The sequence below is a fragment of the Emticicia fontis genome (assembly GCF_054779675.1).
The window spans coordinates 33,301-56,307 of sequence record NZ_BAAGXU010000003.1; the positions used below are offsets into that span (position 1 = coordinate 33,301).

19 protein-coding genes are annotated in these 23,007 nt (G+C 38.4%); 7 read left to right on the forward strand and 12 right to left on the reverse strand.

Annotation, left to right across the window (positions count from 1 at the left end; genetic code table 11):
* Positions 1-58: 58 nt before the first annotated feature.
* Complete coding sequence (locus ACYVFA_RS02560) at positions 59-1,003, reverse strand: alpha/beta hydrolase (RefSeq protein WP_460470226.1); 945 nt, start codon at positions 1,001-1,003, stop codon at positions 59-61.
* A gap of 309 nt (positions 1,004-1,312) precedes the next feature.
* On the opposite strand from ACYVFA_RS02560, the gene ACYVFA_RS02565 reads away from it, so the two are divergent.
* The 3 genes from ACYVFA_RS02565 to ACYVFA_RS02575 all read left to right on the forward strand — a co-directional run bounded on the left by ACYVFA_RS02565 (position 1,313) and on the right by ACYVFA_RS02575 (position 4,599).
* Entirely contained in the window at positions 1,313-1,924 is a 612-nt protein-coding gene (locus tag ACYVFA_RS02565) for a hypothetical protein (RefSeq protein WP_460470227.1), read from the forward strand.
* A 423-nt stretch (positions 1,925-2,347) separates the two neighbouring features.
* Positions 2,348-3,529: a BamA/TamA family outer membrane protein gene (locus ACYVFA_RS02570; RefSeq protein WP_460470228.1), complete on the forward strand. Its 1,182-nt coding sequence runs from the start codon at positions 2,348-2,350 to the stop codon at positions 3,527-3,529.
* Between the two features lie 344 nt (positions 3,530-3,873).
* On the forward strand, positions 3,874-4,599 hold the full coding sequence (locus ACYVFA_RS02575; protein ID WP_460470229.1) for a TonB family protein: 726 nt from the start codon (positions 3,874-3,876) through the stop codon (positions 4,597-4,599).
* Between the two features lie 40 nt (positions 4,600-4,639).
* On the opposite strand, the gene ACYVFA_RS02580 is transcribed toward ACYVFA_RS02575, so the two are convergent.
* Positions 4,640-5,107, reverse strand: a complete 468-nt coding sequence (locus ACYVFA_RS02580) for a hypothetical protein (protein ID WP_460470230.1) — start codon at positions 5,105-5,107, stop codon at positions 4,640-4,642.
* A gap of 360 nt (positions 5,108-5,467) precedes the next feature.
* On the opposite strand from ACYVFA_RS02580, the gene ACYVFA_RS02585 reads away from it, so the two are divergent.
* Entirely contained in the window at positions 5,468-6,121 is a 654-nt protein-coding gene (locus ACYVFA_RS02585; RefSeq protein ID WP_460470231.1) for a hypothetical protein, read from the forward strand.
* A gap of 51 nt (positions 6,122-6,172) precedes the next feature.
* Here the strand turns inward: ACYVFA_RS02585 and ACYVFA_RS02590 are convergent, their stop codons facing one another.
* Entirely contained in the window at positions 6,173-7,924 is a 1,752-nt protein-coding gene (locus tag ACYVFA_RS02590) for a patatin-like phospholipase family protein (protein WP_460470232.1), read from the reverse strand.
* A 298-nt stretch (positions 7,925-8,222) separates the two neighbouring features.
* Positions 8,223-9,551 (reverse strand): DUF2268 domain-containing putative Zn-dependent protease, encoded by a 1,329-nt coding sequence (locus ACYVFA_RS02595; RefSeq protein ID WP_460470233.1) that lies wholly within the window; start codon positions 9,549-9,551, stop codon positions 8,223-8,225.
* 113 nt (positions 9,552-9,664) lie between these two features.
* Between ACYVFA_RS02595 and ACYVFA_RS02600 the strand changes: the two genes are divergently transcribed.
* Positions 9,665-10,147 carry a hypothetical protein gene (locus ACYVFA_RS02600; RefSeq protein ID WP_460470234.1) on the forward strand — a complete coding sequence of 161 codons (483 nt, stop codon included), beginning with the start codon at positions 9,665-9,667 and terminating at the stop codon, positions 10,145-10,147.
* Between the two features lie 38 nt (positions 10,148-10,185).
* Here ACYVFA_RS02600 and ACYVFA_RS02605 read toward each other — a convergent pair whose 3' ends face one another.
* The 5 genes from ACYVFA_RS02605 to ACYVFA_RS02625 all read right to left on the reverse strand — a co-directional run bounded on the left by ACYVFA_RS02605 (position 10,186) and on the right by ACYVFA_RS02625 (position 19,340).
* Entirely contained in the window at positions 10,186-12,159 is a 1,974-nt protein-coding gene (locus ACYVFA_RS02605) for a glycoside hydrolase family 97 protein (protein WP_460470235.1), read from the reverse strand.
* 60 nt (positions 12,160-12,219) lie between these two features.
* The gene (locus ACYVFA_RS02610; RefSeq protein ID WP_460470236.1) at positions 12,220-13,722 is read right to left on the reverse strand and encodes a RagB/SusD family nutrient uptake outer membrane protein; all 1,503 of its coding nucleotides are present in this window, start codon (positions 13,720-13,722) and stop codon (positions 12,220-12,222) included.
* A gap of 23 nt (positions 13,723-13,745) precedes the next feature.
* Positions 13,746-17,282: a TonB-dependent receptor gene (locus tag ACYVFA_RS02615; RefSeq protein ID WP_460470237.1), complete on the reverse strand. Its 3,537-nt coding sequence runs from the start codon at positions 17,280-17,282 to the stop codon at positions 13,746-13,748.
* A 346-nt stretch (positions 17,283-17,628) separates the two neighbouring features.
* The gene (locus ACYVFA_RS02620) at positions 17,629-18,705 is read right to left on the reverse strand and encodes a FecR family protein (RefSeq protein WP_460470238.1); all 1,077 of its coding nucleotides are present in this window, start codon (positions 18,703-18,705) and stop codon (positions 17,629-17,631) included.
* Positions 18,702-19,340 (reverse strand): RNA polymerase sigma factor, encoded by a 639-nt coding sequence (locus ACYVFA_RS02625; RefSeq protein WP_460470239.1) that lies wholly within the window; start codon positions 19,338-19,340, stop codon positions 18,702-18,704. The genes ACYVFA_RS02620 and ACYVFA_RS02625 overlap by 4 nt, the downstream gene beginning before the upstream one ends.
* A 230-nt stretch (positions 19,341-19,570) precedes the next feature.
* Between ACYVFA_RS02625 and ACYVFA_RS02630 the strand changes: the two genes are divergently transcribed.
* Positions 19,571-20,227, forward strand: coding sequence for a hypothetical protein (locus ACYVFA_RS02630; protein WP_460470240.1), 657 nt, complete (start codon positions 19,571-19,573; stop codon positions 20,225-20,227).
* 25 nt (positions 20,228-20,252) lie between these two features.
* On the opposite strand, the gene ACYVFA_RS02635 is transcribed toward ACYVFA_RS02630, so the two are convergent.
* Both ACYVFA_RS02635 and ACYVFA_RS02640 read right to left on the reverse strand, forming a co-directional pair.
* Positions 20,253-21,269, reverse strand: a complete 1,017-nt coding sequence (locus tag ACYVFA_RS02635) for a hypothetical protein (protein ID WP_460470241.1) — start codon at positions 21,267-21,269, stop codon at positions 20,253-20,255.
* Positions 21,270-21,455: 186 nt separating this feature from the next.
* Entirely contained in the window at positions 21,456-21,878 is a 423-nt protein-coding gene (locus ACYVFA_RS02640) for a hypothetical protein (RefSeq protein WP_460470242.1), read from the reverse strand.
* A gap of 239 nt (positions 21,879-22,117) precedes the next feature.
* Here ACYVFA_RS02640 and ACYVFA_RS02645 point away from each other — a divergent pair, with 239 nt between their 5' ends.
* Positions 22,118-22,660: an STM3941 family protein gene (locus tag ACYVFA_RS02645; RefSeq protein ID WP_460470243.1), complete on the forward strand. Its 543-nt coding sequence runs from the start codon at positions 22,118-22,120 to the stop codon at positions 22,658-22,660.
* Between the two features lie 57 nt (positions 22,661-22,717).
* Here the strand turns inward: ACYVFA_RS02645 and ACYVFA_RS02650 are convergent, their stop codons facing one another.
* Positions 22,718-22,963 (reverse strand): hypothetical protein, encoded by a 246-nt coding sequence (locus ACYVFA_RS02650; protein ID WP_460470244.1) that lies wholly within the window; start codon positions 22,961-22,963, stop codon positions 22,718-22,720.
* Positions 22,964-23,007: the final 44 nt, after the last annotated feature.

Sequence of the window (23,007 nt, forward strand, 5' to 3'; positions counted from 1 at the left end):
AGTAAATGAAAAAGAAATTATTCATTTACTTACTATTAAGGATAGCGACAACCAAGCTTTAATGGGCATCTAAAAAAAGTAAGACATCCGTTTTCCACTCATGCTCATATTTATTCAGGTAATTCTCATGCCCTGCTAGAGGATAAGTTTTTAATTGCTTCTTCCCCTGTATATTGGCAAAGATTTCATCAATTTCTTCTCTACTTACTTTGTCATCCAGCTCTCCGTACATTAGTATTGTCGGGCAGTTGATTTTTTTGGCATATTCAATCGGATTATGTCCAAATGCCCAGAAGTTATTTTGTAGCCCTCCCCAGAAAACCAGTAATCCTGCCATCGGGAAGGTGGGTGCGTGCATCAATCTGAATCGTGCACAAACGGTTTTATACATAGAGCCAAAAGGGCATTCAATTATAATACCTGTGGGTTTAATATCATAATCGCTGATAGCTTTCATGATAGCTACTGAACCCATTGATGTACCCCATAAGTAAATTTTACGTTCTCCATGAGTTTTCAGGTAATCAAAACAAGTTTTTACTTCTTCGGCTTCAAAATAACCAATGGTAGTCTGGTTACCTTCAGAGCCACCTGAACCCATAAAATCGACCAACATGGTATTATATCCCATCTGCTCAAAAATAAGCGACTTTTCCAGGAGAGATGATTTCTCACCCGCAAACCCATGAAATAATACCACTGTGCCTTTAGCATTCTCCGTTTTTATCAGCCAACATTCAATAGTTTTGTTACTTTTTAGTCTGATAGTCTGATAAGGTTTTGTCGGAAACTGGCCGTTGGTAGGCCTTGGGTTATTAATACCAAATGCCAAAGACTTAAGCCTACGCACTAATGACAATTGTTTAGGGTCTTTAGTTCTGGCTATATTGTCACTGCTAAAGTGGGTAAATTTATAGGCATGAAAAAAGGCAGCAATATTCATTAATACCAAAAGAATCAACAATCCCCAGCCTATTGGTTTAAGTTTCCTTTTTGAAATCATCAGCTTTTATACAATTTAAGGTAACACATAAAACAAGTTCAATATTAAGCAACAGGCTGGTTTTCAGAAAGAGAAATCGGGCATTCCGTGATTTATATCTTTGAACTCCCCTGATTTTCCTGTGAACCTTGTTTTTAACCCACCTTTAATATAAATTTTAAATCACTTTTAGACTACCCCCTTTACTTTGTTGCATCAAAACGGCAAAAAGCATTTAAAACGAAAGCATAATATAAGATTTTATGATAAGACCTACTTCTACTCTATTCTAATTAAATCATTATATTATTTTAAAACTCAAACAAGACAATGAAAAAGAACATCATTATGGCCGGCATCTTGACCTTGCCATTTTTCGCCAACGCTCAAATAGCCGCTACAACATTGGTAGCCAACAACACAACGACAACATCGTACGCGACAGAGATGCCGCAGAATGGTATTTTCCTGAATGCAAATGAGTTTCAGAGTGGTATACCTGAAATGGGGTTTGATAATAAATCAAAGGATAATCATATCCGTGAGTTTGACAATAAAGTGATTCTGATTGAAAATGCTGAAAAAACTAAATATCCTAAGTCAGCCATCTGGGGTTTCCGTAAAAGCAATCGGGATTATCGTACCTATAATAACGAAGACTACGCCATAGCTTATGCTCCTAAGGGTTTATCGGTGATATTCTATAATCTTGGTCAGACAACCGGAGAAGGTAATGTGGAAGATGAATTCGTGAGCAAATATTATTTCAGCCGTAATAGTCAATCAGCTATTTATCCATTAACGGCTGCCAATATTAAAGAAGTATTTTCAGACCAGCTTCCATTTGTAGAAGCCCTCAGCAAAGTGAATTTATCAGATGAAATGCCGATTCATGAAATAAACAAGGTATTATCGGCTTATGTGAGAAGTGGAGTGAATTGAGTGCAGAAGGCATGGAGCAGAGGGATTTAGTTAAACAGAAAAATGTAAAATTGGAAATGCAAAACTGCAAAATGCTGCGGTTGCTGTAATAGACTTATGAATTGGGTTTAGAAGTGAAAACAATGTAAGTAGCTATGATTTGTCAGGAATAATCAGTCAGGAAAGCAGGTGGTGGGTTGCTATAATAAACGATTGCCAGGTGTGTTTGGGTTTTGCAGGATATTTCGTTTTATTATGGTAGCTCATCGCTCTATTTTAATTCTACGTCTTTTTGTTAGCGAATTTTTTGAAAGAGAGGTGGCCTTTTGCCACCTTTTTTGTTTTATTTCGTTTATATACTAATGATACTATCTGGCATTAATCCTTTTTGCCTTTAGTAACTCTAATTACCGCATTTAATACATTCTGGCTTCTGTTGAGAGTATGGACAGACGAGTACGCATTATTATTATTCTGTTTTTTTTACCAACGATTCTCCTGGGTCAAATCCCCTATTCTCAGCAGCGAGATGTGGCTGATTTATTCAGAAACGTATTCAATGTCAGAAAACCCCGAAAAACTGATTCTACCTCCTTAAAAGAGGGTGGTAGAGTGATTGCCTTTCTTCCTACTCCAGGTTATGCTCCTCAAAGCAGGTTTTTATTACAAGTAGTTACCAATGTGGCTATACGAAATACCAATGCGAATGTTTCAGTACTAAATTTATTAGCCATTTATACCCAGAATAAACAAACGATACTGCAATATACTACCAGCTATTTCTCTAAAAATAATAAATACTATTTCTCTAATGACTGGCGTCTGATGAACTATCCTCAGGCTACCTACGGCTTAGGGATGCATACTTCTTTAGAGAATGCCATTGATATGAATTTCAGGTATCTGAAATTGTATCAGACTCTTATGCGCAGCATTGGCAAAAATCTGTATGTAGGTATTGGTTACCAATTTGATTATCACTGGAAAATACGTAGTGCCATTAAAGGAGATGAGGTAGAGCATATTTCAGATTATACGCTGGGTATTACGGGTAAATCTGTTTCATCTGGCCCCACGCTTTCTTTGCTGTTTGATAGCCGGACTAATTCTTTGAGTGCTACCCAAGGCTTTTATACCAATATTGTATTTAAGCAAAGCCTTAAAAGTCTGGGCAGTAATACCAATTATCAATCTTTGCTGGTTGATGCCCGAAAGTATTTTAATCTGAGTGGAAACACGAATCATATACTGGCGTTCTGGTCTTATAATTTTTTTACCAGTGGTACTGTACCTTATTTAGATATGCCCAGTACAGGCTGGGATACGAATGTCAATACTGGCAGAGGTTTTATTCAAGGGCGATTCAGAGGCAAAAACTTAATGTACTTTGAAGCAGAATATAGATTTGCTCTTACCAGAAATCAGTTTCTGGGGGGTGTATTGTTCTCTAATCTGCAAACGGTGAGTGAGATTACAAACAATAAATTTGAGAAGCTTATTCCTGCCATTGGTGCTGGCTTACGTATCAGAGTCAATAAATTTTCAAGAGCCAATTTAGCGATTGATTATGGTATTGGCGGGGATGGGTCTAAGAACCTGTATTTTAATTTTGGGGAGGTGTTCTAAGAAATTGAGTCTGCGCGGGCCGTTGATTGAGTGATTATAACTAAAGTACCATTTGATAAACATAGATGTAAGAAAATCGTATATTTATATTAATCTTTTCATGTGCGTCTAAATACTACTCTCATGTTTATTGGATTTATTGTTTTGTGTGTAACACTCCTTGAAGGCTTTTTGCTTGTGCTGTTCGGTCAAGCCTATCGGTCTTATAATCAAATAAAGAAGAATGGGCTAAAAGCGCTAGGAGAAATCACTGATTAAATAATTTTTCAGTCTTGGTTGGGTATTTAAAAATCGATAATTTTGTCTATCATATTATTAAAGTGACTAATCAAAATTTTTGCACAATGAAACCCTTTATTATTCTACTTATCATTCTTAAAGTATCTTTAGCGAGTGCTCAAAAAGATACCACTATGTTCTATTATGATAAGGATTGGAATGAAATTAAAAACAAGAAAAATGCTGTGTTCTTCGGAAAAGGGTTTAAAATCAATGATGGTCGTTGGAAGCAGATTGATTATTATGCTCGTGGGAAAGTGCAGATGATTGGCTATTATAAAGATCCTGAATTTACAATAAAAGACGGAAAATTTGAATACTTCCGCGAGAATGGTATGCTCGAAATGATAGAAACCTATAAAAATGATGAGCCTGCTGATAGCATCATGAGTTTCTATAACAACGGGCAGGTGGAGTATTTATATATCTATGATAGAGAAACCCATAAGAGAACTAAGGAATTCTATTATAAGGAAGACGGCTCCGAAAGCATCGTTAAAAAGCCTGAGTTTCAAGGAGAGCAAACTATGAAAGATTTTATTAATAGTAAATTACGCTATCCGGAAGTTTTAAGGAGAGAAAATATTGAGGGTGAGGTAACAGTAAGTTTTCAAGTAAAAGAAGACGGCTCCGTTGATGAGATTGAAATATTTAAAAGATCAAATCCAGCTTTTGAAAGAGAGGCCATAAGAATTATAAAGCTGATGCCTACATGGAAGCCAGCTACTAAAGATGGAAAACCTATGAGTTTTCAGATGATTGTTCCGGTATTTTTTAAATTAGCTGATTGACAATCAAATAAAGCACATTAAGATATTGTGAGTAAATAACTTATTCAAGGCCCATTGCAACCACAGCGATAATGGCTACTACTCCTATTACTAATAATATCTTTCCCCAGATAGGTATTTTAGCCCAGATTGATTTTCGTTCTGTTTCTTCAGAGTCAATATCATCAAAATCTTCTTTGAACGCTTTGGGCTGTCTTTTCTCTTCGAGGTAATCCAGATAATCTAGATAGGAATGAAATTCTCCATACCATTCTATAACCTCCGGTCGCAAGCTGATGGGCTTATAGTAGGTTTCATCTTTTGTTTCTGCATGAGTATTTATCAAACGCTTACTGACAAGCATATAGAGCAGATTCTGATACTGTCTTTCTGATAAATCAGGTATCTCGGCAAACAGTTCCTTGCAAAGGTCATCATAGTTGGGTAATTCTGTCCAATCTAAGTTTTGTTTTACCTGTTTGTTATATAAAACTGCCAGTATCTTATCAATCTGTTGATTTGTCGTCATCTCGCTTTTTTGGATATGTCCAAAGATAGAGAATCTCATACATTCAGTCAATTATCTTCCTATTTTCTTACTTTCATTCAAATAGTCATTATAATGAAGAATAACAAGTTTAAAGAATTCACGCTTAAGATGTGAGCAGGTTCTGATACCAAAAGAGCGCAATACGATTCTCAGCTAAATAGTCCTTATCTTTCATCAATCTTAGTATGCCCGATAGTTTTGATATAGTTATTAAATTTACAGAATTTAAGCCCGATATTTCTACCTGGTTATTAATCACTCAAAATTTACTATCTTGGCAAAGATTAGCATTGTATAAAGCTGATTATTATCATAACCAAAGAAAAATAAACTAACTAGATGACCGCTTCTCTTGCCCGATTTAGCAAACGATATGTTTCGTTTTTGCTGCTCCTGACTGGCTTATTTGCCTGCCAGACAATCAATAAAAAAGTAAAGTATTATTCTACCGAAATTACTCTGAAAAACGGTTCAGTGCTGAAAGGAAGCACCTCGCCCATTGCTAACGATAGTTTTACTTTTAAAGACGCTACAACGAGTAAAAAATCAACGATTCAGAATAAAGACGTGCAGTCTATTACTAAAACTTTACCTGAGGGTACGAGAGAATATGCCCAGTTTGAGGTTGAAAACGATAAAAAGCGAGAGAAAAATGGGACTATTTTAGGGGCTTATGTTGTGAAGGGAGATTTAAGCCTTATTTCGTATGAAGCCACTGAACATACGCGCAAAGCTGAAACGGTGAATAACCGACAAACCTTTGTGAATGAAACCATCCTGGCCAAGCATTACTATCTTAAATGGGGAAATGCCCCTGGAAAAGAAGTAAATATGGGAACTCGCAAGGCTCAGGAAAATGATTTTATGGATACTGCCTTAGAGTTTTTTGCCGATGCACCCGAGTTAATGAAGAAAATAGGTAAGGATGGCTACGAAGCCAAAGACATCAAAAAAATAGTTGAAGAATATAATGCGATAAAAAGCAAGAAATAAGACAAAGCGTGGCTTGTAAGCAAGTTTACAAGCCACGTTCTTTCGCCAATATTAAACCATAAACTTAGGATTCTTCTGAAACAGGTTCCAGTCAGCCAATAGCTTTTCTTTCAATGTATGCATACCTTCTGTAACCAGACTGGATTGTTGAAGCTCTAATTCAGAGATGTACATTATCAGGTTATAACACATCGTAAACTGGCCTGTAGCAATGAGGCATTGTAAGGCTTCCCGATTGACATCATTTTCATCAAACCAAAGAGTAGTACCTACTTTTGAGGCTATTTCTGCAACATTCTGGATTTCTGTGCTTGGCTCTAATTTTGAGGCAATCGTTTTCAAGCCTTTTACTCTATTGGATCTGGCTTCTGTCACTTTTAAATGGTCTTTGCTGAGTTCATAAATCATCACTGATACCCGTCTATTCTCCCAATCTTTGCTTTCATATAATTTACTATACCACATACTACGAATCCGTTTCAGAAAGACATCAGCTACCATGATTCCGGTGGACTTGATTCGTGCCCGGATCATCTGAGAAAGGGACGCTACAGGAATTGTAAAAAAATAGCCCAGGTATTTTCTTATCATTTTAGTCCAGGTATTGTCTTTAGCGGTTCCATCATTCAGTTGTCTGTATAAGATATATCCTAATACAGCAGGCAAAGCCACCATCATGGCAGCAATGGTAATCATTACTTTGCTTTGGGTAAAATAAAATCCTGCTCCTAAGCCAACTATCACTGCCACATAGATGATTCCCCAGAAACGTAAAGAAAACCCATTTAAGAAGGTCTTTTCGACCTTTGGCAATGAGTAAGCATCCATAAAAGGGCTGGTAACATCACAAATAATCAGGGTACCAAACTTCCCATTTCTACGGGTATCAGCCAGCATTGAACTCTGTATTGCCTGATTATCTGCTATACCTCCATCCATCAGCCCAAACGAAAATTTATCCTGATCGTCTATTGAAATTTCTTCGTCTTTTTTTTCCAATGCCTGTGTCAATTGTGTTTCCAGACTTACACCTCTTTTTTCCTGCAAATCTTTATTGCTTCTGTCGCTGGTAGAAATTTCGTCGGCAATTTTCTTATAGGCATCCTGAGATTTCATTATATCAAACAACTCTTTTTTAGATAAAGATTCTTTGCCTGAAATACCGTAAGTAAAATCTTCTGGATACAAGAGGGGTTCAAATCCGAGAGGAAAACAAGATGAAGCGGCAGTAATATCGCCCAATCTTATTTTTTTTAATGTATCAAAGGGTTTACTATCTTTCAGATATAAGGCATAGTTGCCAATTATTCCGGTTCTCTGATTAGTACCTACATTCTGGAAACGAAAGGATAAGCCATTTTTAAACTCGGTAGAGTTCGCACATACCTGTTTGACGTGTTCTTTAATAGTTGGATTAAAGAAATCATTCCATGTACCTCCAGCGAATAATTTTTCGTGATATACTTTAGCAAAAGCATTAATCAGGTTACGGCTTTTCTCTGGTGTGGCTTCCCAGGTAGCATCGTCTTCTAATATATCAAAAGCAGCCTTCAGGACTACCTCACCATGCAGAAACTCTTTCATGTGGGCATAATATTCATCAAATGTCTTGCCCTGATAAAGCCAATACGCATAAGACAAACTGGCCAGTGTGCCTCCTGAGGCTGAGGCCATAAAAGATACTTCCGGTAATACACCACATTTATTTAAATAACTAAGACAACCTGTACTAAAGGCAGCGGCACGGAAGCCTCCACCCGAAAACGACATAGCAACGTGTTTAAGCGGCTGATGATTATCCATAAAAGTTTTTTGAGGTGATAAATAGCCAAAGTGGTATCATGATGGAATGTAAAAAAATACCAATTAGCTTGTCGAAATGAAATAGGTAATGAGAAAAATTATTAATAAATATACAAAAAAATACCGATACAATCAAGTTTTTACACCTAGTTTTTTATGACAATCTTAACATTTCGGGCAAAATCAGGTATTTTTACTTAGCTATTTATTTATGAAAAATCCTCTATTAGTCAGAGGAATCAAGTTCATAATACGTTAGGAAAATAGTATTGATAATTTACGATTGACATTTTTACACCTATTTCTTTTTTTGCTGGTCATAGCCACTTTTTTGCAGAAAAGTTAGTGGGTCGTCCATATCAATAATATCTTTAATGGCTTGGGCTTTATCAGTAGCATTGGTATAGTATGCTTTTGCGATTTTATAGCCTATATAGTAGCCTAAATCGGCTGGTCGGTCTTTGGCAGCGTCGCCATTGTAGAGCCATTTCTGTGCATTGGGAGCACATAAAGTTGACTTGAATTCTATCCACAAAGCGTTTTCGTGGGTATCTCCGTATTCATTTACTACCGAGTAGTTGGTTTCTCCTGTTATTAATTCTCCAATGAAATTCGCACTTCCTTCTCTCAGACAACTGTATAGCTGATTACAAACGACGGCCTTTTCATTAAGTTTACCTTTTTGTTGGGTATGTACACATTCGTGCGCTATCATACCTTTTATTTTTAAGGGTATATCCGGCTCTTTGGTTCGGTCTTTAGGTGCCCAATCTCCTTCCAGTTCTGAATAATCAACGTTTTTACCTGTGGTTATCATTTCTGTGCCTAAAAGCACATATCTATCCGAAACCGTTCCACCTGTACGATGCACACCTATAGCAAAACAAACTTTGAAAGGCTTGAAATTGCCATAGATAGATTTCAGTTTGGCAAAGACTTCTTCAATCAATGGCTCGGATCGCTTAGATTCATAAGTATATGGACGAACAGATTGATAATATTTCGGGTATCTGGCAATGGTACGTACAAATTCATCGGCTGAGAAATTACGGACTCTGATGAAATCTATCAGTCCATTAGTAGCTCTATCGAGGTATAGATTCTGGAAAGACAGGACACTGTCCCATTTGGTTTTGCAGTTCTTGAGGTTATCTACTGCTTCCCAGAAATGGTCAATGTCAGCCGTCAGTACATTTTTATTGTTTTCAATGGCTAGTTCCTGCCTTGTTTTTTCTTTGAGTGCCTGTTCGGCTTTTGAATATTTTTTGATATAGTAGCCAATCATTCCCTTATCGGCATTTCCTGCTTCTTCAAACTTTTTGATAGTAAGGGTATATTCCTTTGTTTCCTGTGGTGAATAGTCTGCTATTTCAAAACCATGACTACCGTTAGGTGAGTCTTTTTCTACAATGGTTTTCTTCGTTTCATCACTCAAGGTAAGCATTACATCTATGCCTTGTTGTAAGACTAAAAATTGATAAGAAACGCCTTTTTCAAGCCTTAGTTTCAGAACTAGGTCAGTACCTTTGGCAATGCTAACGTTTTCATAAGGGTGATTAAATTGAGTTGTCTGGGCAAATGTGAATGAAGGGGTAATTAATAGTAAGGCGAGTAAGGTCTTTTTCATTAATAAACGTATAAATAGTTGTCTTACTCAATATACGTATGCTTGGTAGAATTATTGTGTATTAAACTTTGTTATGATTTCATTATGTTTGAAAAAGAAGTCTAACAACTACTATGACTATCAACGTTAATAAACCCTTCTTTAGCTTTCGATTAAAGTATGATATTCTTGTCGATGGCGTACAGGAGTTTATAGCGAAAGCCGATATTATTCATTTGCCTTATAAGCCACAATTAAGCCTATACGATTTATCAAAAAATAAAATTCTCTATATTAAATTAGCTTCTCCTTTTTATATGGAGTATGACTTAATATTTACCAATGGCGAAAGAATTGAATTAAGATTGGAAGAAAACACACGTGAAATTTATTCTTTTCACCATCAAGGATATAAATATATAGTTCATTTTAATAACGACGGCTCTGCTTCCATTTTTAAAGGCAACGAGAAAGTTGCTGATTTCATCAAAGAACAAAAGTTTGAAGACTTTATTATTAGGTGTTATAATGATAACTATAAAATTATAGTCATTGCTATTACATTATCCTATTGTTTTACGCTTAATAAAGCTACAGGCCACCGTCTACGCTCATAAAAAAACAGTCCAGCTTAGCTGAACTGTTTTCTGCCTTTTTACTTTTTATTTAACTTAATCACATACCCCCCACCAGGAGCCAGATGAATTTTCAATGAATCTTTCATACTAAGTGTAGCAGTCGAAATCTGATAATCGGCTGGATATTTATCGGCGTTTATACCGTCTTTACAGATGGTTGCTGTATAAGTGCCTGCTTCCAGAAAATCAAGCGGAATGGTTAAGTCTCGGGCTGTGGCATCAGTCATAGCCGCTACATACCATGTTTTATCCTTTTTACGGGCAGTTACAATATAATCACTTAGTTTGGCCTCTAAGACCTTTGTATCATCCCAAACGGTTGGTATAGCTCCTAAAAACTCCATAAACTTTGGTTCCAGATAACCTTGCGAGGGATTGCCAGCAAAAAACTGAATCGGGCTTTCATAAATCACAAACATGGCCAGTTGCTGGGTTCGGGTAGTCATTGACATCACATTTTCTGAATGTGGCTTAAAGCCTTGTATAGTAGCATTATTCAGCATACCCGGTTCATAGTCGAGTGGCCCGGCTAGCATTCTGATAAAGGGTAGCCTTAAATTATGCTCTGGTGTTACTTTATTGCTCCATATATTATATTCAGAACCCAAGACTGCTTCACGGGCTATTGCATGCGGGAAAGTACGGTTGAAGCCCGCAGGTTTAAAAGCGCCATGAAACATCAGCATCAGTTTATGGCGTGCACAGGCTTCTGCTATTTTATAGAACAACTGCACAGTCTTCTGATCGTCTCTATTGAAAAAATCGGTCATGATAAAATCAACTCCCCATTTATTAAATTGGTCTAAAGCCGGTTCGAGTTGTTTTTCCAAAGTCAATCCCAGTGTCCACATACTAACACCTATGCCTTTACTTTTGGCATAATTCATAATCTTCTGCATGTCAATACCTGGTGTGATTTTAAAGAGGTCGTTATTGTCACTCCATCCGGCATCCATCATGATACGCTCAAAGCCAAAGCGTTTCGCAAAATCAATATAATACAAATAGGTTTCGGTATTAATCCCGCTTTTGAAAGGCACATTGAAGATATTGGAAGTAATAATCCATTCATCTGTTGCTTTGCCTGGTTTTACCCATGATACATCCGCCACTCTTGATGGTGACGCTAACCTATACACGAGGTCATTCGCAGGTAGGTCTTTGTCTTGTGGCGCAATCATTAATACCCGCCACGGAAATACTCTGCTACCTTTGGTTCTGGCAATAAAATCGGCCCGTTTGGTAACATATTTCAAAGAATAGAGTTCTTTTGATTCGGTTTCTTCTGCCGGATAAGGGGCAAAATCTCCTATTAAGGCATTGCTCATGGTGCCTGTCAGAAACATTCCCGGATAATCTTCCAGGTCTGATTCGGTGATAGCCACTTTAGGGGCTTTTTCAGGAGCCACCAATACAGGCGTAAAGAACAAATCATTAGCCGAAATACTATCCATTGGCTGAACTGTATACAATTCTTCGAAACTGGTGTGGTATTTATCCATTTTGGCATCAGGTACTACTTTCGGGAAATAAACGGGATGATTCGTTGGAAAATGGAAATCTGCTACTTCAGCCCGTACCTGAATATCCTCTTTGAAATTGGTTACAATTCGATATGCTATCCCATCATTGTATACCCTGAATATTACGCCAAATGAATTAGATAAAGTAACAGTCAGTTCATTGAATTCATCAGGAATCCGTTTTCTTTTTTCGGGTACTGGCGAGAGAATGATGCTTTTATTTGTTCGCTGCGAAAAGGCAGGGTTATTTAATCCGTCTGAGAGTTTCTTTCCATCAGATAAAATCATATCAATTTCTGAGGGAGAAACCAATGCCTGACTTTTATAAAAAGCACTATAAGTCAGCCGATTCGATACATTCACTAAAAGGCGGACAGAATGGTCAGGGGAACTAATCTCCCTGACCGTATCTGCCTTGGCGAAGTAAGGGTTTAAAACAAGTATAAGGATGAATAGATGCTGTTTCATAGGGCTCTGTTTATTTTTCGAATATGATGTTTCGAAAATAAACAAATCAAAAGGTAAATACTAATAACCAGGATTTTGTGCAGGTACTCCCCCATCGCCCAACTTAATATTCCGGTCGATTTCTGATTGAGGGATTGGTAATAAACCATGTTTATTGGCCTGAAAATACGAGATAGGTTCACCACCTAAAAGGGCCAGTTTTCCTGCAGCACGCCAGCGCATAATATCACGGTTTCGCACCTGTTCTCCGGCAAGTTCTACTTTTCTCTCATGCATGATGGCCTGTAATACCTCATCTTTGGTTTTGCATGGGAACTGCACATTTGGCAATAAGGAGAATTTGGCAGTCTTTAAATCTTCTCGGCTGCGAATCTGATTCAGAAGCGAAAGGGCATTTGCTGTATTGCCAGCCTCATTTTCACATTCGGCCAACATTAATACTACTTCTGCATAGCGAATCATGCGGCGGTTTATAGCGCTCGCCACATTACCTGGATTAGAGTTTTTATAGCTCAGGGTATATTTCTTCCAGGATTCCTGACTCATCGTTCCGCCTGCCCATATGTCTCCTACTTCATACATCGCTACTTTCTTACGGATATCACCTGTTTCAAAGGCATCTTTCAATGTTGAAGCTGGTAATACAATGCCATTGCCTGTATTCATATCATATTGGCGCGTACCATTGGTTGACTCACGATATAAACCCTGTGCATAATCATCTCCCTCGTCTTCTGCTGCCGATGGATATGGAGAGAACACACATTCAAATATAGATTCTTTATTAAACTCGGTTTCTTCTTTGAAGTTATCATTATTATCGGCCATCAGGCTATATAAGCCGGAAGCCTTTACTTTGTCAAGATAGGTTTTAGCATTACTATAATTACCCATCTGCATATATATTCTCCCTAAAAGCGCATTGGCTGCTCCTTTGGTAGCACGACCATTACTAGCAGCAGGATAAGTAGCCGGAAGCGCCTCAGCAGCCTCCTGCAAATCTTTAATAGCCGCCTCATACACTGCTTGTTGAGTAGAGCGTGATACAAAGCCACTGAAATCTGAGATAGGTTTGGTAATCAAAGGCACACCACCCCATAGACTTGCCAGTTCGAAATAAGAGAAAGCACGTAAGAATTTAGCTTCTGCAACTACTCTGTTTCTCAATTGTCCGTTCGGGTCATCCCCATCGTTTGTAATCGTATTGTTGATAACTACGTTTGCTCTGTGGATAACTATATAAAATCCTTTCCACACACGCTCTACATACGAATTGTTGACACCTAAAGTACCACGTAATATTTCGCCACGATCGTCGGCAAGCGTTGTGCCCACAAAATCATCGGAGCGTAAATCGTGTAACCAGACATAGCAATCGCCTACCAGATAACTCCCGTTCAGGGTAGTATAGGCAGCGTTTACCCCTTTTTCTAATTCTGCTGCGGTTTTGAAGAAATTTTCGGAAGTAACCGCATTTGGATTAACTTTATCTAACTGGCTTTCGCATCCGCTAAGCAGGCTCACAGCCAGGATTAATCCGAATATAAGACTATTTTTTTTCATAGGATTGAGCGATAAAATACGATTTAGAAACCCAGTTGTAAACCTAAAATGAAAGAACGTGAGGCCGGATATTGTCCGTAATCAATACCGTTGGTGAGGTTTCCGGCACCACGGTTACTACCTATTTTCATCCCGATTTCAGGGTCATAGCCCAGATTATACTTAGTAAATGTGAGCAGATTCTGAGAGGCTATATATATTCTGAATTTGCTGATAGTGCCGTTTGTTCTCTTGTTCAGCACGTCAGAAGGTATCTCATAACCGATGTTGATGTTTTTCAGGCGTAGATAAGAGCCATCCTGAATCCATCGTCTCGATACTCTTGAATTATCGTTAGGGTCACTCCATTTGATACGAGGATTAGTTGTGCTTGGGTTTTCTACAGTCCAGGCATCTTCGTAAGCTTTTAAACTTCCGCCCAAAGGCCAACGGAATGCGCCTGCATAAACCCCGATACCGCTATAAATATCATTCCCTTGTACACCCTGAAAAAGGATAGACACATCGAAATACTTATAATTGGCTGTCAGGTTCAGGCCATAAGTGAAATCAGGCAGGAACGAGCCGATTACCTTGCGGTCTTTATCATCTACGATACCGTCGCCATTCAAATCACGGAAACGTACATCACCGGGTGCAGTAGCTGCACTTTGGTAGAATGCGCCCGTTGAACCTGTTTTGGCTCTGGCAGCGGCATTATCAGCATCAATCTCGCTTTGGCTCTGATAGATTTTATCGAAATCCCAGCCGTAGAATGATTGAATAGGCTCTCCGGCAACAGTGCGGGTTACAGGCACACCCCAGCTTGAGAAATAGTTACCATCACCGCCATAAATAACCCCACTTGGCGAATCTAAGCGTAATACTTTATTGTTTACCTGACTGATATTGGCACTGATACCCCAGTTGAAATCTCTTTTACCCGGTGAGCGGTAACCCAGTTGTGCTTCCCAGCCTTTATTCTGCATTTTACCGATATTCACGTCCGTAAATTGAACATAACCAAACGAAGGGGGTGTTGGTGCTTTCAGAATCAGGTTGTCTGTGATACGGTCGAAGTATTCGGCTGTAAAGGATACGGTATTATTGAACAAAGAGGCATCAATCCCTATATTCAACTGGTTAGTTTTTTCCCATTTCAGATTCTGATTTGCCAGTTTGTTATAGAATGAAGCATTTACTACATTTTCATTATTGAATGGGTATGATGAATTATATACCAACGATTGCCAAGGATAATTGCTCAATGCAGTTGGGTTTAATCCTGTTAAGCCATAGCTTGCCCGAATCTTTAGGTCAGATAAAAATGAAACGTTCTGCATAAAAGATTCTTGTCCGACATTCCAGCCGATAGAGGCAGCAGGGAAATTGGCAAACTTATTACCGGGTGCCCATACCGATGAACCATCGCGACGGATACTGGCATTGATGATATATTTACCTTTAAAACCATAGCCCACACGTGCCACATAAGAGAGTAGCAAGTTTTCTTCTATCGCATTCAACGCGCTCAGATTCGTAGCACCATTCAGGGTTTTAATGGCCGGATTTGATTGCTTGCCCGACATCATTTCTGTTCTGATTTTGCCGTTTTGTGTTTCAAAAACCAGTGTCGCATTCAGGTGATGATTCCCTATGGTTTTATCTGCCGTTAACTGCTGCGAAAACAAAAGAGATGAATAGGCATTTCGGTTATTTGTGATGGTCGACAGACCATCGTTCGTCTTGAAGATATTCTGTCCATCGTTAACCAGATAGCTATTATCAATGCCATCTTCTAATGAATTAGCATAATCAACCCCGAAGGTACTTCTGAATTTCAACCAATCCAGCAGTTTTATATCTAAGAAAGCGCTTCCCAGGATTTTGGTTGTGTTGCGTCTGAATACAATGTTTTCAATGTCTGCAATCAGATTCGGGAATGGGTGCCCGTCAATAGCATCACCACCAGCTTTTATCCATGCGCCTGTATTCGGGTCTTTGACTGGTAAATGTGGTAAGGCAAATTGTAATAGAGACAAAGGAGTACCCTGGTCGCCGGTTTGTCCGTCAGAATTATTAAATAATTGTGATGAATAAGCTACTAAAAGGTTTTGCCCGAATGTAATGCGCGAACTCAAATCATAGGTAGAATTTACCCGGAAATTATAACGGTCAAATCCCACACCTTTTACAATTCCTTCCTGACGCATATAGCCCCCCGAAGTATAGAAAGTAGAACGATCTCCCCCACCTGAGATAGAAATATTGTTGCTATTCATCAGGCCACTTTTAAAGTACAAGTCTTGCCAGTCGGTATTAGTCTGGGCATAGCTTTGCGTAGCTCCAGGATAAGGAAACTTGGCCATTTCGGTAGGGGTATAACGCGATGGACGAGCTCCTGCATTTTCATTATTCGCACCTGAATACATGCTATTCATGAAAGCCGTGCGCTGGTCGGTATTCATTGGATCAAGCAAACGCCAAGCTGATTCTACGCCTGCATAAGTATCCAGATTGATGGATAGTTTTTTTCCTTTCTGGCCTTTCTTGGTTGTTATCAGAATTACTCCGTTTGTGGCTCTTGAACCATAGATAGCCGCTGCACTGGCATCTTTCAAAACCTCAACCGATTCTACATCGTGGTTATCAAAGCTTGATAAATTAGTTGTCGGAAAACCATCTACTACATATAATGGGTCGGTAGAGAAACTAACCGAGCTTACCCCTCTGATACGGATATTTGGCGCTGTTCCCGGCGAACTCACATTCGTAACGGTAAGCCCCGGTACACGGCCTTGCAAGGCTTGACCCACTTCGGCTACTGGTAATTCATTCAGTTCTTTGGTTGAAACCTTCGAAATGGCACTTGTTAATTCGCGTTTAATCTGTGTACCGTAGCCTACCACTACTACTTCGTCGAGGGATTTAGGATTGGGAACAAGCTGGATATTAATAGCAGTCTGATTATTGATGTTTACTTCTTGTGTCTGATAGCCCACGTAAGAAAAAACCAGCACAGAAGCATTGTCAGGTACAGTGAGCCGATAGCTACCGTTAGCATTGGTCATTACGCCCTGGGTTGTACCTTTCAAGACCACACTCACACCCGGTAAGCCCTCACCTGTCTCGCCCGTTACCGTTCCTGTGATTGAGCGGTCAAGCGAAGAAGTATTTAATGAACTACCGGATTTTTCTTCCTTTTCTGCAGAAGCATTGTTTTGTTGGCTCAATATAATCTGATTGCCAATGACTCTATAATTGATACGCAAAGGCTTAAGCACCGTTTCCAGTACTTCTTTCACCGCCTGATTCTGGATATTAACAGAAGTCTTGCGTTCGGCCTGAATCACCTTCGGGCTATAAATAAACTTAGCTTCGGCTAATGTTTCAATTTTGTTCAGAATGCTTTTCAACGAAACGTCTTCTACCCGAATAGAAATCCGTTTATCAAGCAACTCCTGCGCAGGCGAATCAAAGGCATAGGTGAGTTGAATGCCTATGACCATGAGAATCAATGGTAGTAATGATTTTTTCATAACTGTCAGAAGCAGTTCATACCATAGTATGGTTGGTTTCATAGAATAATCAGGCCTCTCCGGCGGTTTTTAGGTGGAAAGATTTTAACAAAATAGTTTCCAACACCCAGTTACCTGACAAGCAAGCAATGGGTGCACTTTGAAGACTAGCAGCCCGCGGATACTGCTGGTCTTTTTTATTGAGTGAGTTAGTGATTGAGTGATTAGTCTTGAACTTTGATTTAGCTGATTGAATTGATTTAACTGATAATGATTCTTTACATTTAATCATTACTTGATAATAAAACTATCATTCATAGTTCATCAAAAAACAATAATCATTCTAATCATATGAATCAGGTAAATCATAGTTCGAGACTAATCACTCATTCGCTCAATCACTAAATTCTCATCTACAACCTTTCCCATCAATCACAACCTGTCCGTCCATTACTTTGTAAGTTGCCTGAATAGTTTCACAGACGATACTTAGTTTGTCATAGAACGACCCATCGTTTAGCGAGCCTGTCAGGTTGCAATCTTTCAGACGGTCGGCGTCATAGATAATTTTTACTCCGTATAGCTCTTCGAGTGTACTCAGTACCTCAATAATCGGGGTTTCTGAAAACTCGAAGCGATTTTTTACATTTGTATTATTTAGTACAGCAGGTTTTTCAACCAATGTCTTGACAAACTTATCTTCCTTTTTTACAAAAACAGCCTGTTGATTTGGGGTCAAAATGATTTCTTCTGAGCGCAGTGGCTCCATCTGTGATTTGTCTGATTGTTTAAAGACGGTCACTTTTCCGGTACGTACATCTATTGACACATCGGCATCCTGCTCATAAGCTTTTATTCTGAAACTGGTGCCTAATACCTTAGTAACCACTTTGCCTGAATATACCAGAAAGGGTTTATCTGCATTTTTGGATACCTGAAAAAACGCTTCTCCTGTCAGATATACTTCCCGTTTGCTTTGCCCGAACTCCTGCCCTATCCGTAAGCTACTATTTCCTTCCAATATGACTCTACTGCCGTCTGATAGCGTAACTGTCTTACCTGTTTTGCTAATATTAATCTCCTTCGGGTCGATTGTTGATTCTATTGCCGGTGCTTCTGAACCTGCCAATGGCACTATTGTTTTCTGGTTATAATACCAGTAGGTTGCAAGCCCGGCTATCAACATTACTGAAGCTGCCACAGCCCATTTATGTCGGGCATAGAACGGCAAAGTTTTCTTATCAACAGTTTCTGCTAAAATGGCTTCAATGGCATTCTGAATTTCTTCTGGGTCATCAGCAACGGGATTGATTTGTAGGGCAATCACCATTGATCTGGCCTTTTCAAGCATTTCTTCTCGTTCGGGGTGTGTGGTTTGCCATACTTCCCAGAATCGGTCTTCGGGCGATAATTTTCCTAATACCCATCGTCGGAAATAGGGGTCTTGCACGAAGTCTTCTATCTGGTAATTGAGGTAATTTTTCATTGAAAAAAGAATGAGGTAATAGAGCTGATGAATGATAAGAACCAGTTTTTACGAAGTAGCTTTAAAGCTTCATAAATCAGATTGACGGCCGAGTGATAATTGATAGACATCACTTTGGCGATGTCGTCATACTCCATTTCCTGAAAAAAGCGCAGGTAAATGGCCTCTCGTTGCCGTTTCGGTAATTTCTCCAGATTAAACTGTAAGCGTTTTAAATCTTCATGTTGTACTTCGTTATTGACCAGATACGATTCTATGGCAAATTGTACCTCAAAAGCATACTCATCATTTACTTCTTCTGCCTCCCGAAACCAGCGTAAACGTCTGGACTCACGGAAAAGCCGATGGCGCAAAGAAATGAGCAAATAGGGTTTTAGTTTTTCGACTCCTTCTAATCTCTGACGGCGATTCCATAGGTCTACAAAAAGGTCGTGCAGGCAATCCTTTACAAATTCCCGGTCTTTCTGAAACTGACTTCCGTAATTCAGCAATAGCGGATAATAATCGTTCATCAGGCTGGCAAAGGCATTTCTGTCACCTGCCCGAAAGGCTTCCCATACCAGCCGCTCCCGCTCGGTAGAGGTAGCGGCTGGTATATTGCCAGACTGAAATGAGGTGGGATTCAGGCGCGCCATCAGAAATTAGTTTTATCTAAAAATAACACGGATTGTTTATATTTTTACCTTTAAACTAAAGAGTCAGAAATCAATTTTATATCCTGTAAAATTTCAAAAAATTTTCTGAATATTTTTCAGCACGTTTATTGTATAAAGATTATTCCATAGAATTGTAAACGAAACATTCATAATCCGGATATAATTTTCCATTTTTGAGCCGACTAAAAAGTAAAATCTTCCTAAAATAAATGCAAGAGTTTATTACCATTAAAACCTTCCACCACGAAGCCGATTTTTTCAATTTCCTGCAGCTATTGGAAAGCCATCAGATACCTTACCAAACCGAAACGTTTAATTTTACCATTGACCCTGCCACTTTGAGGTCATTAGAAAAGGAATTCCATATAAAGGTGAGACAAATGGATTTTGCACAGGTCATTCATCTATTAGATGATATGGAGGCTGAGGCTATAAAAAATACAGATAGAGACCATTACCTGTTTTCATTTTCTGACATTGAACTCTATGAAATCATTGCCAGACCTGACGAGTGGTCGGCTCTTGATTATCATCTGGCTAAAAAGATTCTTAAAGAAAGAGACCAAACGATTGATGATGATTTTCTGAAAGCGCTGAAAGAAGTAAGGTTAGAAGATTTGAGCAAACAGGAGAAAGCACAACCGATGTGGATAATTTCAGGTTATGTATTTGCCATGCTTGGTGGTATTGTAGGTGTGATTATTGGCTGGCATATGAAGACCCGGCAAAAAACTTTACCTAGCGGACAACGAGCATTTGTATTCAGAGAAAAAGACCGTAAACATGGCTCTTATATATTCTTTGTGGGCATGGTTGTGTTTGTGTTGCTGATATTGATGTATCTTATAACTAACCCGAGGTTATAATTGCCAGTTGATTTAACTATATCTTTTACAAAGGCATCACAAAATGACCCGAAAACTTGGTATTATAAGCGTTCAATAGCAGATTCTGGGTTACACCAGAAGTCTGAGCAACTCTTAATTGTACCTTTTGTCCGGCGTTTAGTTTTATATCAGTAGATAAATTCATGGTTGTTTCAACATTAGAGAATATCTTTTCTTGTACCACAGCATACACACTTCCGTCTACATAAATAGACAGTGTATAAGAACCAACAGTAGATGCCGTTAATTTCCAGGTGACGAAACTATCAAAATGGTAAATACCATTTCTGGGTGCATTATAGTCGTAGTTAGTAGTATTATCGAAGAAACTACCATAGTCATAATCTCTTGTTGAAAAAGGCACTATGGTAAAACCTGATACGGGTACCGGATAAGCTGTTGAGCCTGTATTTTTTACTGAAAAGGCTACGGGAGCCAATCTCATAAGAGTACCTGTTGCATCGCTTGCCAAAGCACCGCTACCAGAGCCTACTAATGCTGAAACCCTTACATTTCCTTCTACATCCAGTTTCTGTTGTGGATTATTAGTTCCTATACCCACATTTCCTAATCCTACCAGATCGTTGATAAGCACTTTAGAAGCATTCTTCCCACCTCTGATATAGGTATCTTCGGTTGTGGAATAATTAAAATGAGAAGCCCAGGTAGTGCCAAAGAAAACGGCGGTTCCATCTGGTGCAATGCCTCTGCTTACAGCCAAAGCGGCAGTTGGATTTGTTAATCCGCCGATGCCGATATTTCCATTTAGGGCAATTACCATCTTAGGGCCACTATCATTGATTGAGAAAAATAATGGATGATTGGTATGTGTTTGTAAATAAGCTACACTGTTGCTTACCCAGGTGCCTACTCCAACACTCCCATTCCCACTTCTATGGTCTAATCCCCGACTGTCTTTGCGTATATTCAATATATCGTCAGCTACACTTGGATCAATAGTAACCGACTGTCCGAAACTAAGGGTAGAAATAAAAATAAGAATAAAGATTATGGGTTTCATAGCTGTAAAAATTAAGAGTTGATTTACTTTCAAATTTTCTACAAAGCTATGATTGTTATAAGCTCCAATCAATTACGGAAATCCGTTATATGAGGCAGTCTATTACTATATTTTTCGCTAAAAAATAAAAGAGGTCTATCAACTATAAAGTCATAAACCTCTCTTTAAATTTTATCAGTATGTATCTTACTTCACTCTCACATATTTCTCAATATTCAATCTTTCAATCCCTGCACTTTCTACTTTTTCTATGCCTTTTTGTACTAAAGTATCGTTTTTGATTTCGATAGTGAAAGTAAAATCATGGCCTTCCCATTCTCTGGCATTGCAATATTCCAGATGCTCTGTGTAAGAGTTATCCTTTAATAAATAAGTACCGCCACCTGCCGAAAACGCGGCCGTTGTTGAGTCTTTTCCATGTGCCAGATCATGGCTTATAAAAGCAAAATGCGTATCGTTGATTATTTTGATAAACGAGGAGGTCTTGGTATAATCTGTTACAGTTGTATCGCCTTTTTCAATCAAGGTGCCTGTCAATAATTTCCATGTACCTACGATTGGTTTTTGGGTATCATTTGTCTCTTTTGTGCAAGCAAATACAATAGTCATAATGACTATTAAAAAGGATAGTCTTTTCAGGTGCTGGTTAATCATTTTTCTATAAAATTAAGGTTGAATTCGAAAGCTACTAGATTTACCGATTTGATGCAAATTTATTTATATACGTCAATATACCCTTGTTTAAAATCCGATAATCAAAATTTTAAACGGGTATCAGGTACTTATTTGCATATTCAGCCGGAATGACCTAATTTTAGCTGATTACCTTAAACACTAAAGAAACTCTTATGAAAACTGAGTATCCAATCGAAATTCCACTAAGTAAGCAAAAGCTTGTTCTGTTATTGATTAGTTCCATAGCCTTTGTGGGCATTGGTGTATGGTTTGTTGTCAGGCCCGAGTCTTTTAAAAATGGTTTATTGGGTAATCCTACCATCGTGTTAAGCATTGGTATTTTATCTATTGTTGTTTTCGGACTAGCTGCATTTGTAATGGCTAAAAAATTGAAGGATAATGCTCCCGGCTTAATCATTGATAAAACAGGTATTACAGACAATTCTACAGGTGTTCCGGCGGGACATATCCCCTGGAGTGATATTAAAGAAATAAAGACTAATAAGGTATTCAATCAGAAATTTCTGGTAATTATGGTTACTAAGCCAGAGCAATATATTAATCGGCAGGCCAGTGGGGCAGCCAAGAAAGGTGTAGAAGCGAATCATAAGATTACAGGGTCTCCGGTTAATATTCCGTCATCTACCCTTAAATATAATTTTGATGAACTGGAAAGTCTTGTCAAAGCAGAATTTGAGAAGAATAAGGGTAAATGAAAACAAAGGGTAAAAGTAACTCGGATTTACTTTTACCCTTTGCTGAAACTTAATAACTTACATACCTGAAAAATCTACTGTCGCCATCATTTCAGCATTAGTTTCTTCTTTCTTATACTTAGCTTTGAATGAAGCAAATCGGTTATTAATACCCTCCAAATCTTTCATAAAGTTCTCTTGTCTTTGGTGATGTTCAGCGGTATTATAGTGTTCTTGTATAGTATGTGGACCACTATTATCCATCATCATAGCAAAAATACCGTAATCACCTCCATTATCGGTATTATAACAGGTTAAACGCATTAAAATTTGAATAGTAAAAATGAATAAAGACCTTTGCTAAATGC